We start from the raw sequence: 15648 nt of genomic DNA, 5'->3' as shown, positions 1-15648 counted from the left end.
TCCCAGAGCTAAGGAAAAATTTACCAACGACAATGCCATGGCGGGCCGGCAAAAAGCCAGCCCCGCTCTGTCGTTAACCTTGATCCGTACCCAGCTGGGAGACGAGACCTAGAACGGGTTCCAGGTCGCACGCGGCGTGTATTTGAGATAGCCGATATTGGCGCCCAGCCGCAGGCCGAGGCCGGAGCGAATCGGCACCAGCACGATGTTGTTGGCGGTCAGCGCCGTCATGCCGAAGCCGCCGATGATATAGGCCGAGCCGTCGAGGCCGGCGAAGCGCTGGTAGATCGCGTTGGTCGCGGGCAGGTTATAGACCAGCGTCATGGTGCGGGCGCCGTCGCCGCCCCAGTCGAAGCCGAGCGAGGGGCCCTGCCAATAGACGCGCAGGTCGCCGGCGTTCTTGGTGTAGAGCGTGCCTTCACCGTAGCGCAGGCCGGCGACGAAGGCGCCGGAACCTTCCTCACCTAGGATGTAGCCGTTGGGCAGACCCCATTGGCTGACCGCCTTCTCGATGATCGAGGCGAGCCCGCGCGAGACGTTGCCGAAGAAGCGATGACCGGCGGTCACGAGCTCGTCCGGCCCATAGGTGTTGGGCGTCGGGGTCCGCTGCGGCGGCGGCAGGTTGGGCGGCGGCGCCTGCTGGGCGGAGGCCGGCACGATCCAGCCGACCATCGCGGCGAGCGCGAGCGCAGCAAGGCGTGATGCGAAAGTCATAAAAGAACCCCTGATATCGAAACCGATCGCTTCCTTAACCTGATGCCAACAGGCACGGTTCTAGGTTGCACCGGATGTCCCCTCGACTCGGATGTTATCCGCAGCAACTATGACGGCACAACGGCAGGAAGATAGCCCTTTGCGCCCCGGAATTGCCTTGATCGGCCGCCGCGTTTGCCTCGTCTGCCTGCTGACGGGCATTTGGATCATCTGCGCAGGGTTGCCGGCAAGGGCTGCCACCACCGAGCGGATCGTCGTCAACCGGTTCAGTGGCGTCGCCATCGAGGGCTTCGATCCCGTCGCCTATTTCGTCGATGGCGCGGCCGTGCGAGGGAAGGCGCAGTTCGAGGCGAACCTCTGGGGCGCAGTCTGGCGCTTCCGCAACGAGGGCAACCGGGCCTCCTTCCTGTCCCATCCCGAGATCTACGGGCCGCAATTCGGCGGCTATGATCCGGCCGATATCGCCCGCGGTGTCGTCATCGCCGGCAATCCTCGCTTCTTCGCGCTCGTGGCGCAGCGGCTCTATCTGTTCAGCCGGGAAGCCAACCGCGACGCCTTCGCTGCCGACCCGGAGCGTTTCCTCTATGAGGTCGGCAAGCGCTGGCCGGCCCTCCAGGACCAGCTCGGTCAGTAGCGGTCGACCGCCTGCGGGTCGCCCCAGGCGACGAACTCCGGGATGATGAAACCATTGCCGCTGCGCTGGCCGAAGCGGAGCTCGCCGCCCTGGCCGTCGGTCACCCTGCCGCCGGCCGCGGTCACGACCGCAGAGCCGGCCCCGACGTCCCATTCCGAGGTCGGTCCGAAGCGGGGATAGATGTCGGCGCTGCCTTCCGCGATCCGGCCGAATTTCACGGCCGAGCCGACCGTCCGCCTGACCGCATTGGGCCTGCCATCGATGAACGCCTCGCTTTTGGGATCGCCGTGAGAGCGGCTCACCGCCGCGATCCAGGGCTCGCCCGGCGCCGGAAGCTTGCGGGTATGGATCGGCTCGGCCGCGCCGATGGTTGCGCCGTCAAAGCTCACGCGCTCGGCGCCGCGGCCGACAATGCCGCGCCAGAGCAGCCCGAGCGCGGGCGCGGAGACGATGCCGAGCAGCGGCACGCCTTCAGTCACCAGGGCGAGGTTGACGGTGAACTCGTCGCGGCCGGCAACGAATTCCTTGGTGCCGTCGAGCGGATCGATCAGGAAGAAGCTTTCGCGAAACGGCGGCGAGGCGAGCTGGCTCCGCTCTTCCGACAGCGTCGGCACGTCGGCCGCAAGCTGCGCGAGACCCTCCGCGATGATGCGGTCGGCGGCAAGATCCGCCTCGGTCACCGGCGAGCCGTCCTGCTTGCCGTCCACCCGCATCGCCGCGCGGTTGACGGCAAGGATCGCTTCGCCCGCCTTGACCACCAGCGCGGTGAGCGGCTCCATCAGGCCGGATGCGGCCGCGCCGTCGATGATCCGCTTCACTTGGATGCCTCATTCATCGGCAATTTCGTTCCTCCTCGACTGATTCGCCAGGATTGATCCGATTGGGGGCTTATGGCCGCCTCGAAGTGATCGCAAGCTAGCTGCCGCAGGCTTGCGAATGTTAGAACCCGCAGCATCCGTCAAGCATGCGTGATTCGCGGCGTCCAGCGCCGTGCAATTCCAGGAACCCTCCAGGACCCCATTATATGTCTGACGCCTCGTCGCCCGCGACCGTTACTGCTCCCGATATGCTCGAACTCGCTGCGCTCTTGTGCTCGCGGGTCTGCCACGATCTCATCAGCCCCGTCGGCGCCATCGTCAATGGGCTCGAAGTGCTCGACGACGATCCCAAGCCCGAGGACCGCGAGTTCGCGCTCGACCTCATTCGCAAGAGTGCCAAGACGGCCTCGGCCCGGCTCCAGTTCTGCCGCCTTGCTTTCGGCGCCGCTGGCTCCTCGGGCGCCCAGATCGATCTCGGCGATGCCCAGACCATGGCGCGCGGCCACATCGAGGACGGCAAGTGCTCGATCACCTGGAATCTGCCGCGGCTCCTGCTGCCGAAGAATCGCGTCAAGCTGCTGCTCAACATGCTGGTGGTTGCCCAGCACACGATCCCGCGCGGCGGCATGCTGACGATCGATCCGATCGGCGAGGGCGAGACGATGAGCTTCCGCATCACCGCGACCGGACACAATGCGCGCCTGCCGCAGAACATCTCCGAACTCCTGAGCGGCGAGCGCGGACCTGCCGCAGATGCGCATGCGATCCAGCCTTATTATACGCGGCTGTTGGCGCAGGCCTGCGGGCTCACCGTGAGGCTCGCACCGGAAGGCGAAGCCATCACCGTTACCGCTTCGTAAACGCGCCCTTCGCTCTCGAAGTCTTAATCCAATCTTCACGAGGCGCTTCGGTTTGTCCGGAGCGCCTTATCTCTTTGTTGGTTCCGTTCTTTTGCACTTACTCAACCAATATTAAACGCTTTGCGGTGAAGCTGGCCCCATTCCGAAATGGCGCATCACGCCTCGTGCGCGCCCTTCCTGTATGAAGGCCTGTTTTCATGGATGATCTGTTGCGGGAGTTTTTGACGGAGACCAGCGAGAGCCTGGACACCGTCGACAATCAGCTGGTGAAGTTCGAGCAGGAGCCGAACAACGCCAAGATCCTGGATAACATCTTCCGCCTGGTCCACACCATCAAGGGCACCTGCGGCTTCCTCGGCCTGCCGCGGCTGGAAGCGCTGGCGCATGCCGGCGAGACGCTGATGGGCAAATTCCGCGACGGCATGCCGGTGACCGGGCAGGCGGTGACGGTGATCCTGTCCTCGATCGACCGCATCAAGGAGATTTTGGCTGGCCTGGAGGCGACCGAAGCCGAGCCGGAAGGCAACGACCGCGACCTCATCGACAAGCTGGAGGCGATGGTCGAGCAGGGCATGGCGGCGATGGCAGCAGATCATGCCGCTCCCGTCGCCGACGCGCCGCCGCTGGCGCCGGAAGCCCCGCCGCTGCGCCCACCAAGGAGATGACCACGGGCACGCTGATCGAACAGACGCTGGAGCGCCCGTTGCGTCCCGGCGAAGTCTCGCTCGACGAGCTCGAGCGCGCCTTCCGCGAGACCGCGATCGAAGCGCCGGTGCCTGCGGCGCCCGTTGCCAAGGCTGAAGCCAAGGCCGAGCCCGCGCCGGCGGCTGAAGCCCCGGCTGCGAAGGAAGCCGCCAAGCAAAAGCCCGCGCCGAAGAAGTCGATGGCCGACGAAAGTGCCGGCGAAGGCGACCGCATCGCCAACCAGTCGATCCGCGTCAACGTGGATACGCTGGAGCACCTGATGACCATGGTCTCCGAGCTGGTGCTGACCCGCAACCAGCTGTTGGAGATCTCCCGCCGCAACGAGGACACCGAGTTCAAGGTGCCGCTGCAGCGGCTGTCCAACGTCACCGCCGAGCTGCAGGAGGGCGTCATGAAGACGCGCATGCAGCCGATCGGCAACGCCTGGCAGAAGCTGCCCCGCATCGTCCGCGATCTCTCGAGCGAACTCGGCAAGCAGATCGAGCTGGAGATGCACGGCGCCGACACCGAGCTCGACCGCCAGGTGCTCGACCTGATCAAGGACCCGCTCACCCACATGGTGCGCAACTCCGCCGATCATGGCCTGGAGACCCCCGCCGAGCGCTTGGCGGCCGGCAAGGGCGAGCAGGGCACCATTCGGCTGTCCGCCTATCACGAGGGCGGCCACATCATCATCTGCATCGCCGACAACGGCCGCGGCCTCAACACCGAGAAGATCAAGGCCAAGGCGCTCTCCTCAGGGTTGGTCACCGAGGCTGAGCTGGAGAAGATGAGCGAGGCCCAGATCCACAAGTTCATCTTCGCGCCGGGCTTCTCGACCGCGGCCGCCATCACCTCGGTCTCGGGCCGCGGCGTCGGCATGGACGTGGTCCGCACCAATATCGACCAGATCGGCGGCACCATCGACATCAAGAGCGTGGCCGGCGAGGGAAGCTCGGTCACCATCAAGATCCCGCTGACCTTGGCGATCGTCTCGGCCCTGATCGTCGAAGCCGCCGGCGACCGCTTTGCGATCCCGCAGCTCTCGGTGGTCGAGCTGGTGCGCGCCCGCGCCAACAGCGAGCACCGCATCGAGCGCATCAAGGACACCGCGGTCTTGCGCCTGCGCAACAAGCTGCTGCCGCTGATCCATCTGAAGAAGCTCTTGAAGATCGACGATGGCGCCGCGTCCGATCCCGAGAACGGCTTTATCGTGGTGACCCAGGTCGGCAGTCAGACCTTTGGCATCGTCGTCGACGGCGTGTTTCACACCGAAGAGATCGTGGTCAAGCCGATGTCGACCAAGCTGCGTCACATCGACATGTTCTCCGGCAACACCATTTTGGGCGATGGCGCCGTCATCATGATCATCGATCCCAACGGCATTGCCAAGGCGCTCGGCGCCGCCGGCTCCTCGGCCCATGACATGGCCGACGAGAATGCGGCGCATCACATCGGCAGTGGCGAGCAGACCACCTCGCTGCTGGTGTTCCGCGCCGGCTCGTCCCAGCCCAAGGCGGTCCCGCTCGGGCTCGTCACCCGCCTGGAGGAGCTGCCGGCCGACAAGATCGAGTTCAGTAACGGCCGCTACATGGTGCAGTACCGCGAGCAGCTGATGCCGCTGGTCGCGATGGAGGGCGTCACCATCGCCAGCCAGGGCGCCCAGCCGATCCTGGTGTTCGCCGATGACGGCCGCTCCATGGGCCTCGTCGTCGACGAGATCATCGACATCGTCGAGGAGCGGCTCAACATCGAGGTCGGCGGCTCCGGTTCGGGCATTCTGGGCTCGGCCGTGATCAAGGGCCAGGCCACCGAGGTGATCGACGTCGGCCACTTCCTGCCGATGGCGTTCGCCGACTGGTTCACCCGCAAGGAGATGAAGCCGTCGCTGCACGCGCAGTCGGTGCTGCTGGTCGACGACAGCGCCTTCTTCCGCAACATGCTGGCGCCGGTGCTGAAAGCGGCGGGCTACCGCGTCCGCACCGCGCCGACCGCGCAGGAGGGCCTCGCCGCGCTGCGCGCGCAGAGCTTTGACGTGGTCCTGACCGACATCGAGATGCCCGACATGAACGGGTTCGAGTTCGCCGAACTGATCCGCTCCGACAACAATCTGGGGTCGATGCCGATCATCGGCCTCTCCGCGCTGGTGTCGCCGGCGGCGATCGAGCGCGGCCGTCAGGCCGGCTTCCACGACTATGTCGCCAAGTTCGACCGTCCCGGTCTGATCGCGGCGCTGAAGGAGCAGACCGCGGGCGCCGCCGGCGCCTCCGAGCTGAGCCGGGCAGCGGCGTAAGGGCGACAAGGAGATAGATCGATGAGCCGCAAGACCCAGTCCACCGAGGGCGCCATGGTCGAATACGTCACCGCGATGATCGGCGGCCAGCTGTTCGGCCTGCCGATCTCCCGCGTCCAGGACGTGTTCATGCCCGAGCGCGTCACCCGCGTGCCGCTGTCCTCGCGCGAGATCGCCGGCGTCCTGAACCTGCGTGGCCGCATCGTCACCGTGGTCGACATGCGCGCCCGGCTCGGCCTGCCCAAGGCCGAAGACGGCAAGGTGCCGATGGCGGTCGGCGTCGACCTGCGCGGTGAATCCTATGGCCTCCTGATCGATCAGATCGGCGAGGTGCTGCGCCTGCCCGAGGACGGCAAGGAGGAAAACCCCGTCAACCTCGATCCGCGCATGGCCAAGCTCGCCGGCGGCGTCCACCGCCTCGACGGCCAGCTCATGGTCGTCCTCGACGTCGATCGCGTCCTCGAGCTCGCGCCCGAGATGATGGCGGCCTGATACGGCGGCATCGCCATCATCGGGCCCGAACTGGAAGTGCCCCGGCAAAGGGGAGGAAGCAGAGGTTCACATGCGAACTTGTCTCGTCGTTGATGATTCCAGCGTCATCCGCAAGGTTGCGCGCCGGATCCTGGAGGGCCTCGACTTCCAGATCCTCGAAGCCGAAGACGGTGAGAAGGCGCTGGAGGCCTGCAAGCGCGGCTTGCCCGACGCGGTGCTGCTCGACTGGAACATGCCCGTGATGGATGGCTACGAGTTCCTCGGCCATCTCAGGCGCATGCCCGGCGGCGACCAGCCCAAGGTGGTGTTCTGCACCACCGAGAACGACGTCGCGCACATCGCGCGCGCGCTGCACGCCGGCGCCAACGAGTACATCATGAAGCCCTTCGACAAGGACATCGTGACGGCGAAATTCCAGGAAGTCGGCCTTATCTGACCGATCGCCCGGAGGCTGAACGGATCCTTCGGCGCTTGTTTTCAACTGAACCGTTTCAGTCTGAGTTGGTGAGTAATGAGTACTGCGTTCGCAGGTAGTTCGACCACGGGTTCGTCGCGCGAAGCGGGGCCGCTGCGGGTGATGATCGTCGACGACTCCGTCGTCATCCGCGGTCTGATCTCGCGCTGGATCGGCGCCGAGCACGACATGGAGGTCGCGGCCTCGCTGCGCACCGGGCTCGAGGCGGTCAACCAGATCGAACGCATCAATCCCGATGTCGCCGTGCTCGACATCGAAATGCCCGAACTCGACGGCCTCTCGGCGCTGCCGCAACTGCTGGCGAAGAAGCGCGATCTCGTCATCATCATGGCCTCGACGCTGACCCGCCGTAACGCGGAGATCAGCTTCAAGGCGCTGTCGCTTGGTGCCGCTGACTACATTCCGAAGCCGGAGTCGACGCGCGAGGCTTCCGCGGCGGACACCTTCCACCACGATTTGATCCAGAAGATCCGTCACCTCGGCGCGCGTCTGCGCAGGAAGCCCGCGATTGCGAGCCCGCCGCTGGCGCCCGCGAGCCCCGCTCCGGCCGTACGTGCACCAGCCGTCGCGCGGTCCGCCGCGCCTGCGCCGGTCCCGGCCGCGCCGTCGTTGGGAGCGCTGGCGATGCGCCCGTTCTCGACCCAGACGCCGAAGGTGTTGCTGATCGGCTCCTCGACCGGCGGTCCCCAGGCGCTGATGGCACTCGTCACCGAGCTCGGCCCGGTGATCGACCGCGTCCCGGTGCTGATCACTCAGCACATGCCGCCGACCTTCACCACCATTCTTGCCGAGCATCTGGCGCGCTCGAGCCGCAAGCCGGCAGCCGAGGCGATCGATGGCGAGCCGGTGAAGCCGGGACGGATTTATCTGGCGCCCGGCGGCAAGCACATGCGCGTGGTGCGCAGCGGCGCCGATACCGTGATCGCGCTCGACGACGGTCCCGCCGTCAATTTCTGCAAGCCCGCGGTCGATCCGCTCTTCACCTCCGCCATCGACATCTGGCACGGCGGCATCCTCTCCGTGATCCTGACGGGCATGGGCTCCGACGGCATGCGCGGCGGCAAGGACATCGTCGCCGCCGGTGGCAGTGTCATCGCGCAGGACGAAGCTTCCAGCGTGGTCTGGGGCATGCCGGGCGCGGCCGCCAATGCCGGCATCTGCGCGGCGATCCTGCCGCTCAACCAGATCGGCGCCAAGGTCAATCGCCTGTTCGCGGGAGACCGCTCGTGACGCCGGTCGACTACGACTATTTGCGCAAGTTCCTGAAAGAGCGCTCCGGTCTCGACCTGTCCGCCGACAAGCAATATCTGGTCGAGAGCCGGCTGCTGCCGCTCGCTCGCAAGGCGAGCCTATCTGGCATTCCCGATCTCGTGCTGAGGATCAGGAACGGCGACGGCCGGCTCGCGACCGACGTGGTCGAAGCGATGACCACCAACGAGACCTTCTTCTACCGCGACAAGATCCCGTTCGATCATCTGCGCGACACCATCCTGCCCGGCCTGATCCAGGCACGCGCGGCGCGCAAATCGCTGCGCATCTGGTCGGCCGCGTCGTCGACGGGCCAGGAGCCCTATTCGATCGCGATGTGCGTGAAGGAGATGGGCGCGGCGTTCGCGGGCTGGCGCATCGAGATTGTCGCCACCGACCTGTCGCAGGAGGTGCTGGAGAAATCCAAGGCCGGCGTCTACAGCCAGTTCGAGGTGCAGCGCGGCTTGCCGATCCAGCACTTGATGAAGTACTTCACGCAAGTCGGCGAAGTCTGGCAGCTCAATGCCGACATTCGCGCGATGGTGCAGTTCCGCCAGCTCAATCTGTTGCAGGACTTCTCCCATCTCGGCACGTTCGACGTGATCTTCTGCCGCAACGTGCTCATCTATTTCGACCAGGACACCAAGGCGGTGATCTTCGAGCGGATGGCGAAAGGACTGGAAGCCGACGGCACGCTGCTGCTTGGCGCCGCCGAATCCGTCGTCGGCATCACCGACGCGTTCCGCCCCATCACTGAGCGCCGCGGTCTCTACCAGCTCAACCCCGCGCGCTCCGGCCGCCCGATGGGCGGGCTGATGCCGCCGTCGCTGAAGATCGCCGCGGCGCGGTGAGGTGCCTCTTCACCCTCTCCCCTTGCGGGAGAGGGTGGCTTCGCGGCAGCGAAGCCAGGTGAGGGATCTCTATCCTCACGAACGATCTTGCGAGTGGAGAGAACCCCTCATCCGGCGCTTCGCGCACCTTCTCCCACAAGGTAGGGCTATCGCATATGGCGTGAATAATGCTTCGGCATCGGCAGTGGGCTCCCTCTCCCGCTTGCGGGGGAGGGCTGGGGTGGGGGTGCCTCCGCGTCGGGATTGTCGAGAATTGCGGAGGCGATCGCAGTGCGGTGAGAGCCCTCACCCGCCGCGCTCGGGACGATGCTTCGCATCGCCCGGGACGCGTCGGCCTCTCCCGCAAGCGGGAGAGGCGGAGCAAACTCGCGGGTGGTCCCCGCGAAATGCATATGCGATAGCCCTCTCCCACAAGGGGAGAGGGGAAGAGATGCATCTCTCACAAAATCGCATGCGGCAGAAAGCGCGAGCGGTTGCCCGTGATCGGGCTCTCGTCCTCGCGGATCGACAGGCCGCAGGGCTCATGGTTCACCAGCCAGCTTCCGATCACCGGATAGAAGCCCGAAAAATTCGGCAGCGGAGCTAGAGCCTGTCGCACGAAACCTTCGGCACCGTACGGACCCGCCTGCTCGTCGAGCGGCATGCCGTCCGACACCAGCGTGACGTTGGCGCCCTCGCGCGACAGCAGCGGCTTGCGCACATAGGACGTGCCGAACTCGGCTGCGCGCAGGTCGTCCTCGAAGAAGGCCGGCAGCAGATTGGGATGGTTTGGAAACATCTCCCACAGCAGCGGCAGGATGCCCTTGTTCGAGAGCACGGCTTTCCACGGCGGCTCGACCCAGCGCGTCGGTGCGTCCTTGAGCTTTGCGCCGAAGGTGTCGTGGAACATCCACTCCCAGGGATAGAGCTTGAAGGCGAGCGCGATGTCACAATCGTCGAGATCGACGAACCCGCCATCTTCATCGCGCCAGCCGACCTGTTCGATGTCGAGCAGCCTGGTCGAAAGCCCCGCCTGGCGTGCGGTGTCTTCGAGATAAGCGAGCGTGCCGGCGTCTTCCTCGTTGCCGGTGATGCCGGTGAGATGGACGTGGCGACCTGCTGCAATCTGCTTCCACGCTGCGATTAGCCGCTCATGGATCGAGTTGAACTGATCGGCACGCGCCGGGATCATGCGGCGTTCGATCGCCTGTTCGAGCCAGGTCCATTGAAACACCGCAGCCTCGAAGATCGAGGTCGGCGTGTCCGCATTGTATTCGAGCAGTTTTGCCGGGCCATTGCCGTCGAATTTCAGGTCGAGCCGGCCATAGAGGCTGCGGTCGTTGCGCTTCCAGCTCTCGGCGATCAAGCTCCAGAATGCTTCCGGAATCTTCAAACGGCGCAAGTAGCGCTCATCGCCGATGACGCGGCCGGCTCCAGGCACATGGCGTCGATCTCGCCGGTCGGCGTCTCGATGCCGCGCTCGATCTCGTCGAGGGTGAAGCCGTAATAGGCGCGCTCGTCCCAATAGCGTTCCCCGTCGATGGTGTGGAAGACGAAGCCGCATTGCGCTGCGGTCTCTCGCCAGTCGTCGCGCTCGAGACAAACGATGCGTTGCATGTTATTTCCTGCGCATGATCTTGCCGGAAAACCGGTGGCCACTTTTCCGGATCATGCGCTAGCCGCCGCCCGAGAAGCCATGGCCAAACGAACCGAAGCCGCCGCGGCTCACGCTGTGGGAGCCCGAGTCAGACGACGTTCCCGACGAAGAATGGCTCGAGGAATCGCTGCTGAAGAAGCTCGATCGCGACGACCAGCGCGAGCTGCTCCCACTGGAGGAGCTGCTTCTGCTGCTGCACGTAGTGCTCACCTGTGCCGGCGTCTCCGTTCCGGAAACTGTCGCCCCGGCAAGAGGCGGCTCGCAGGTCTGCCGCGGCATCATCGTGTAGGCGGTGGTGCCGACCGCGAGCGTGCCCATCACCAGCAGCGCAACATGGCCGGAGCGCTTCACCGGCGGCCGCGGAGGCGGTGGCTCGGTCACCGGCCGGCGCTTGCCGAACTCCTTTTTGGAGGATTTGTCGGCCATGTCAGTAGATCATGCAGGCGGCGTTCAGCAGGCCCGCGGCGAGCGAGGACAGGCCGAGCCAGATCGACGGGGCAAGCTCGCCGGCAGAGATCCGCGCCGACAGGTTCGGCACCGGGACCTTCACGAGGAAGAACACGATTACCTGCACGATCAGTGCGATCGTCGCCCAGATCAGGCAGTCGAGCACGTTGGCCGAATGCGCGATGGCGCTGACCAGCGGTGCGACGAAGCCGAGCAGGCTGAGGCCGAGCGCGATCACCGCGGCCGGCTCGTTGTCGCGAATGAGCTGGAATTCGTTATGCGCCGTGATGCGGGTGTAGACGAACAGATAGGCCACGATCGCGATCAGCCCGGTGCAGAAATAGACCAGGAAAGCGGGCAGGCCGGCGAGTGATTGCAGGATCATCGTTCCCCCATCGTGCAGCGACCATTCGTCGGCTGGCGGAGGGTAGCGGTTCAAACGTTAAGCTTCGTACGAAGCGGCCCCAAAAACAAAACCCCGCCATTTGCGGCGGGGTCCAGGCTGGGAGGAGCGAGCCCCGAGGGGCTCGCGACGTAAACCCAGGATCAGGCGGGGATGCGCTCGTCGGCCTCATGCGGCTCGCGCAGCACGTAGCCGCGGCCCCACACGGTCTCGATGAAGTTGCGTCCCTCGGAAGCGTTGGCGAGCTTCTTGCGGAGCTTGCAGATGAAGACGTCGATGATCTTCAGCTCCGGCTCGTCCATGCCGCCATAGAGATGGTTGAGGAACATTTCCTTGGTGAGGGTCGTGCCTTTGCGCAAGCTGAGGAGCTCCAGCATCTGATATTCCTTGCCGGTCAGATGCACGCGCTGGCCGCCGACTTCCACCGTCTTGGTGTCGAGGTTGACGACGAGGTCGCCGGTCTGGATGACCGACTGGGCATGGCCCTTGGAGCGGCGCACGATCGCGTGGATGCGGGCCACCAGCTCGTCCTTGTGGAAGGGCTTGGTCATGTAGTCGTCGGCGCCGACGCCGAGACCCTTGACCTTGTCCTCGATGCCGGCGAGGCCGGAGAGGATCAGGATAGGTGTCTTGATCTTGGAGACCCGGAGCTGCTTGAGCACGTCGTAGCCGGACATGTCGGGCAGGTTGAGGTCGAGGAGAATAATGTCGTAATCGTATAGTTTACCGAGATCGACGCCTTCTTCCCCCAAATCGGTCGTGTAGACGTTGAAGCTTTCCGACTTCAACATCAGCTCGATCGACTGCGCGACGGCGCTGTCATCTTCAATCAGCAAAACGCGCATGCCAGTTCCCCATAGTCGCCGCTCCTGGGCGTCAGGTCGGCCGCATTCGCGGCACTCAACAAAACGCCTTTGAACAACTGATTCGGATCCTGACAACAGATGGTTAACAAACTCTGATTCTGGAACGCAAGTCCCCCCGGTGCAATTTTTGTCGAATCGCCCTAAGGTCTTGCGCACGAAGCAGCTTTCGTCACCCGATTCCGTTCAAGCTCCACTTTAAGAGACGGGCCTAACCGACTCCCGCGACTCAGCCTTCTTCTGAAGGGAAGTCACGCTCAGTCTCAAAGACAGTGACGCAATGATTAATGATGCGGGTAAACACGAAGTTAAGCGCCGTTCAGAAATATGGCGAAACTTAAGAGTTTCACCGTGAAGTCCCGGATGACGAAGGTGCGCACCTTATGAAGGCCCACCGATGAAGGCTTTGGCCGAACAGATCGGCGACATCGACGGCATTAATATTTACGGCCGCGTGATCGGCGTGCGCGGCCTGATGGTCGAGGTGGCCGGTCCCATTCACGCCATGTCGGTCGGCGCGCGGCTGGTGATCGAGACCGGCGCCAACCGCTCCATCCCCTGCGAGGTGATCGGCTTCTCCGGCAACAATGCCGTCGTGATGCCGTTCGCCGGTCTCGATGGCGTGCGCCGCGGCTGCAAGGCGGTCATCGCCAATGCTGCCAATCAAGTGCGACCGTCAGCGGCCTGGCTCGGCCGTGTCGTCAATGCGCTGGGCGAGCCGATCGACGGCAAGGGGCCGTTGCCGCAAGGTGCCTCGCCGATGCCGTTCCGCAATACGCCGCCGCCCGCGCATTCGCGCAAGCGCGTCGGCGCCCCGCTCGATCTCGGCGTGCGCGCGATGAACACCTTTCTCACCTGCTGCCGCGGCCAGCGCATGGGTATCTTTGCGGGCTCCGGTGTCGGCAAGTCGGTGCTGCTGTCGATGCTGGCGCGCAACGTCGATGCGGCGGTCAGCGTCATCGGGCTGATTGGCGAACGCGGCCGCGAGGTGCAGGAATTCTTGCAGGACGACCTCGGCGAGGAGGGCCTGGCGCGGTCCGTCGTGGTGGTCGCGACCTCGGACGAGCCGGCGCTGATGCGCCGTCAGGCCGCGTATCTGACGCTCGCGGTCGCCGAGTATTTTCGCGACGAGGACAAGGACGTGCTGTGCCTGATGGACTCGGTGACGCGCTTTGCCATGGCCCAGCGCGAGATCGGCCTGTCCGCCGGCGAGCCGCCGACCGCCAAGGGCTACACGCCGACGGTGTTCACCGAACTGCCGAAGCTTTTGGAGCGCGCCGGACCGGGCCTGGGGGAGGGCGCCATCACCGCGATCTTCACCGTGCTGGTCGACGGCGATGACCATAACGAGCCGATTGCGGATGCCGTCCGTGGCATCCTCGACGGTCATATCGTGATGCAGCGCTCGATCGCCGAGCGCGGCCGCTACCCCGCCATCAACATCCTCAAATCCGTCTCCCGCACCATGCCGAAATCGGCCGATCCGCAATTCTGGCCAACCATCCAGCGGGCACGGCAGGTGATGGCGACCTATGCCGACATGGAGGAATTGATCCGGCTCGGCGCCTACCGGGCCGGCTCCAGCCCCGAGGTCGACGAGGCGATCCGCCTGCACGAGCCGCTCGAGGCCTTCCTGCGCCAGCGCAAGGACGAAAATGCACCACTCGCGGACGGCTATCGCCAGTTGGCGCAAATCCTCGGTGATTTGGAAACGGAACGCTAACTTTGTCGGTTCATCATCCGATCCCACAGAGTAGCAGAGCCGGTCTTGGCCGCAATCGGGCCTGTGGGCAGACCGGTGCCGTCCCACGTGCAGCGAGGGGACTTCTGGGGAGTACGAGTCGATGAAGTCACGTGATACCCTCATCCGCCTGAAGAAGTTTCAGGTCGACGAGAAGCGCCGCCGGGTCACCCAGATCGAGACCATGATCGCCGACTTCCAGCGGATGTCGGTCGATCTCGAGCGCGAGATCCAGACCGAGCAGGAGCGCGCCGGGATCAACGATCCCTCGCACTTCGCCTACCCGACCTATGCCAAGGCCGCGATCCAGCGCCGCGAGAACCTGACCCGCTCGGCCGACGAGCTCAAGGGCCAGCTCGACGAAGCCAAGGCTGCGCTAGCCGAGGCCTTCGAGGAGCTGAAGAAGGTCGAGCTGCTGGACGAGCGGGACCAGGCCCGCGAACGCGCCGAAGAGAACGCCCGCGAGCAAGCCGACCTCGACAGCATCGGCCTGATGCGCGCCCGCATCGGCGCCGTCGCCTAACGGCGCCAGCCGCCAGATCGCCGAGAAATCTGCAAAACCCGGACCCGCAAGGTCCGGGTTTTCGTATGTGCTGTCCACAGTGTGGCGCTGCGCCCCTTGGTGGTCGGCTTTGTCGCGCGCTATGGTAAGGATGATTTTAGGTATAGGGCCGGTCCGCTGGCTCGGCTCACCTCGCCCCGCTTGCGGGGAGAGGTCGGATCGCATCGCCAGATGCGATCCGGGTGAGGGGGACTCTCCGCGAGTCCGTCTGTTACCTCCTTCGTGGAGACTCCCCCTGACCCCGGCCCTCTCCCCGCAGGCGGGGAGAGGGAGAGGAGCAACGGGGCCGCGTGTCGGGGGGCTGAATGCTGACGCCAGCAGAGCTGGTTGGGCTGATTGAGGCGGTGGCGAAGGGCGATCAGGCCGCGTTCGAGCGGCTCTACGTCGCCACGCGCGCGAAACTTTATGGCGTCGTGCTCCGTATCTTGCGCCGGCAGGATCTCGCAGAGGAGGTCATTCAAGAGACCTACGTCAAGATCTGGAACAACGCCGGCCAGTTCAATCCGGCCATGTCCTCGCCGATCACGTGGATGGCGTCGATCGCGCGCAACCGCGCGATCGACATCGTGCGCAAGAAGTCCGAAGTCTCAATCGAGGAAGAGCCTCAAGCGATGGAGGTGGCGGCCGACAGTCCTGATCCGCTGGCGCGGAGGGAGATGACCGAGGAGTTGAAGCGGCTCCTGGAATGTATCGGCCGGCTCGAGCCGGACCGCCAGCGGCTCGTGCTTCTCGCCTATTACAACGGCTGGAGCCGCGAGCAATTGGCGGAGAAATTCGCCGCGCCCGTCAACACGGTGAAGACGTGGCTAAGGCGCAGCATGCTGGATATCCGCGAGTGCCTCGGACTTTAGAAGATGATGAGAGTGGCAGGAACAAGCGCGGCAACGACGACATTCCACCTCTCCCCGTTGGGGAGGGGTGAAGGAC

The 15648-nt window shown here is 64.9% G+C and carries 14 protein-coding genes and 2 pseudogenes; 10 read left to right on the top strand and 6 right to left on the bottom strand.

Annotated elements, in window-relative coordinates; all coding sequences use genetic code 11:
- Positions 1 to 108 precede the first annotated feature (108 nt).
- Positions 109 to 714, bottom strand: coding sequence for a DUF1134 domain-containing protein (locus tag XH85_RS37300; protein ID WP_128923791.1), 606 nt, complete (start codon positions 712 to 714; stop codon positions 109 to 111).
- Between the two features lie 139 nt (positions 715 to 853).
- On the opposite strand from XH85_RS37300, the gene XH85_RS37295 reads away from it, so the two are divergent.
- Positions 854 to 1348: a YHS domain-containing (seleno)protein gene (locus tag XH85_RS37295; RefSeq protein ID WP_128935908.1), complete on the top strand. Its 495-nt coding sequence runs from the start codon at positions 854 to 856 to the stop codon at positions 1346 to 1348.
- Here the strand turns inward: XH85_RS37295 and cysQ are convergent.
- Positions 1342 to 2166 (bottom strand): 3'(2'),5'-bisphosphate nucleotidase CysQ, encoded by an 825-nt coding sequence (cysQ, locus tag XH85_RS37290; RefSeq protein ID WP_164940364.1) that lies wholly within the window; start codon positions 2164 to 2166, stop codon positions 1342 to 1344. The genes XH85_RS37295 and cysQ overlap by 7 nt on opposite strands.
- Before the next feature lie 206 nt (positions 2167 to 2372).
- On the opposite strand from cysQ, the gene chpT reads away from it, so the two are divergent.
- The 6 genes and pseudogenes from chpT to XH85_RS37260 all read left to right on the top strand — a co-directional run bounded on the left by chpT (position 2373) and on the right by XH85_RS37260 (position 9069).
- The gene (gene chpT / locus XH85_RS37285; RefSeq protein ID WP_164935214.1) at positions 2373 to 3026 is read left to right on the top strand and encodes a histidine phosphotransferase ChpT; all 654 of its coding nucleotides are present in this window, start codon (positions 2373 to 2375) and stop codon (positions 3024 to 3026) included.
- Positions 3027 to 3223: 197 nt separating this feature from the next.
- Positions 3224 to 6003: pseudogene (locus tag XH85_RS37280) on the top strand (hybrid sensor histidine kinase/response regulator).
- Between the two features lie 21 nt (positions 6004 to 6024).
- Entirely contained in the window at positions 6025 to 6495 is a 471-nt protein-coding gene (locus XH85_RS37275) for a chemotaxis protein CheW (RefSeq protein ID WP_128935906.1), read from the top strand.
- A 70-nt stretch (positions 6496 to 6565) separates the two neighbouring features.
- On the top strand, positions 6566 to 6931 hold the full coding sequence (locus tag XH85_RS37270; RefSeq protein ID WP_007600538.1) for a response regulator: 366 nt from the start codon (positions 6566 to 6568) through the stop codon (positions 6929 to 6931).
- Positions 6932 to 7006: 75 nt separating this feature from the next.
- Positions 7007 to 8200: a protein-glutamate methylesterase/protein-glutamine glutaminase gene (locus XH85_RS37265; RefSeq protein ID WP_128935905.1), complete on the top strand. Its 1194-nt coding sequence runs from the start codon at positions 7007 to 7009 to the stop codon at positions 8198 to 8200.
- Entirely contained in the window at positions 8197 to 9069 is an 873-nt protein-coding gene (locus XH85_RS37260) for a CheR family methyltransferase (protein WP_128935904.1), read from the top strand. Before XH85_RS37265 ends, XH85_RS37260 begins: the two co-directional genes overlap by 4 nt.
- 439 nt (positions 9070 to 9508) lie before the next feature.
- Here XH85_RS37260 and XH85_RS37255 read toward each other — a convergent pair.
- The 4 genes and pseudogenes from XH85_RS37255 to ctrA all read right to left on the bottom strand — a co-directional run bounded on the left by XH85_RS37255 (position 9509) and on the right by ctrA (position 12400).
- Positions 9509 to 10665, bottom strand: a pseudogene (locus XH85_RS37255) (glutathionylspermidine synthase family protein).
- Between the two features lie 58 nt (positions 10666 to 10723).
- Positions 10724 to 11131: a hypothetical protein gene (locus XH85_RS37250; protein WP_128935903.1), complete on the bottom strand. Its 408-nt coding sequence runs from the start codon at positions 11129 to 11131 to the stop codon at positions 10724 to 10726.
- A 1-nt stretch (position 11132) separates the two neighbouring features.
- Positions 11133 to 11537 (bottom strand): DUF350 domain-containing protein, encoded by a 405-nt coding sequence (locus tag XH85_RS37245; protein ID WP_128935902.1) that lies wholly within the window; start codon positions 11535 to 11537, stop codon positions 11133 to 11135.
- 161 nt (positions 11538 to 11698) lie between these two features.
- Positions 11699 to 12400, bottom strand: coding sequence for a response regulator transcription factor CtrA (ctrA, locus tag XH85_RS37240; RefSeq protein WP_016848562.1), 702 nt, complete (start codon positions 12398 to 12400; stop codon positions 11699 to 11701).
- A 415-nt stretch (positions 12401 to 12815) separates the two neighbouring features.
- Between ctrA and fliI the strand changes: the two genes are divergently transcribed.
- The 3 genes from fliI to XH85_RS37225 all read left to right on the top strand — a co-directional run bounded on the left by fliI (position 12816) and on the right by XH85_RS37225 (position 15572).
- A complete protein-coding gene (gene fliI, locus XH85_RS37235) occupies positions 12816 to 14141 on the top strand; it encodes a flagellar protein export ATPase FliI (RefSeq protein ID WP_128935901.1) in 1326 nt (441 codons plus the stop codon).
- Positions 14142 to 14262: 121 nt separating this feature from the next.
- On the top strand, positions 14263 to 14682 hold the full coding sequence (fliJ, locus tag XH85_RS37230; RefSeq protein ID WP_011084990.1) for a flagellar export protein FliJ: 420 nt from the start codon (positions 14263 to 14265) through the stop codon (positions 14680 to 14682).
- 344 nt (positions 14683 to 15026) lie between these two features.
- Positions 15027 to 15572: a sigma-70 family RNA polymerase sigma factor gene (locus XH85_RS37225; protein ID WP_128935900.1), complete on the top strand. Its 546-nt coding sequence runs from the start codon at positions 15027 to 15029 to the stop codon at positions 15570 to 15572.
- The last annotated feature ends 76 nt before the right edge of the window (positions 15573 to 15648 follow it).

Origin of the sequence: Bradyrhizobium zhanjiangense (assembly GCF_004114935.1) — a bacterium.
GTDB lineage: Bacteria > Pseudomonadota > Alphaproteobacteria > Rhizobiales > Xanthobacteraceae > Bradyrhizobium > Bradyrhizobium zhanjiangense.
The sequence above is the reverse complement of the archived record's forward strand: the minus strand, read 5'-3'. Positions and strand labels throughout refer to the sequence as shown.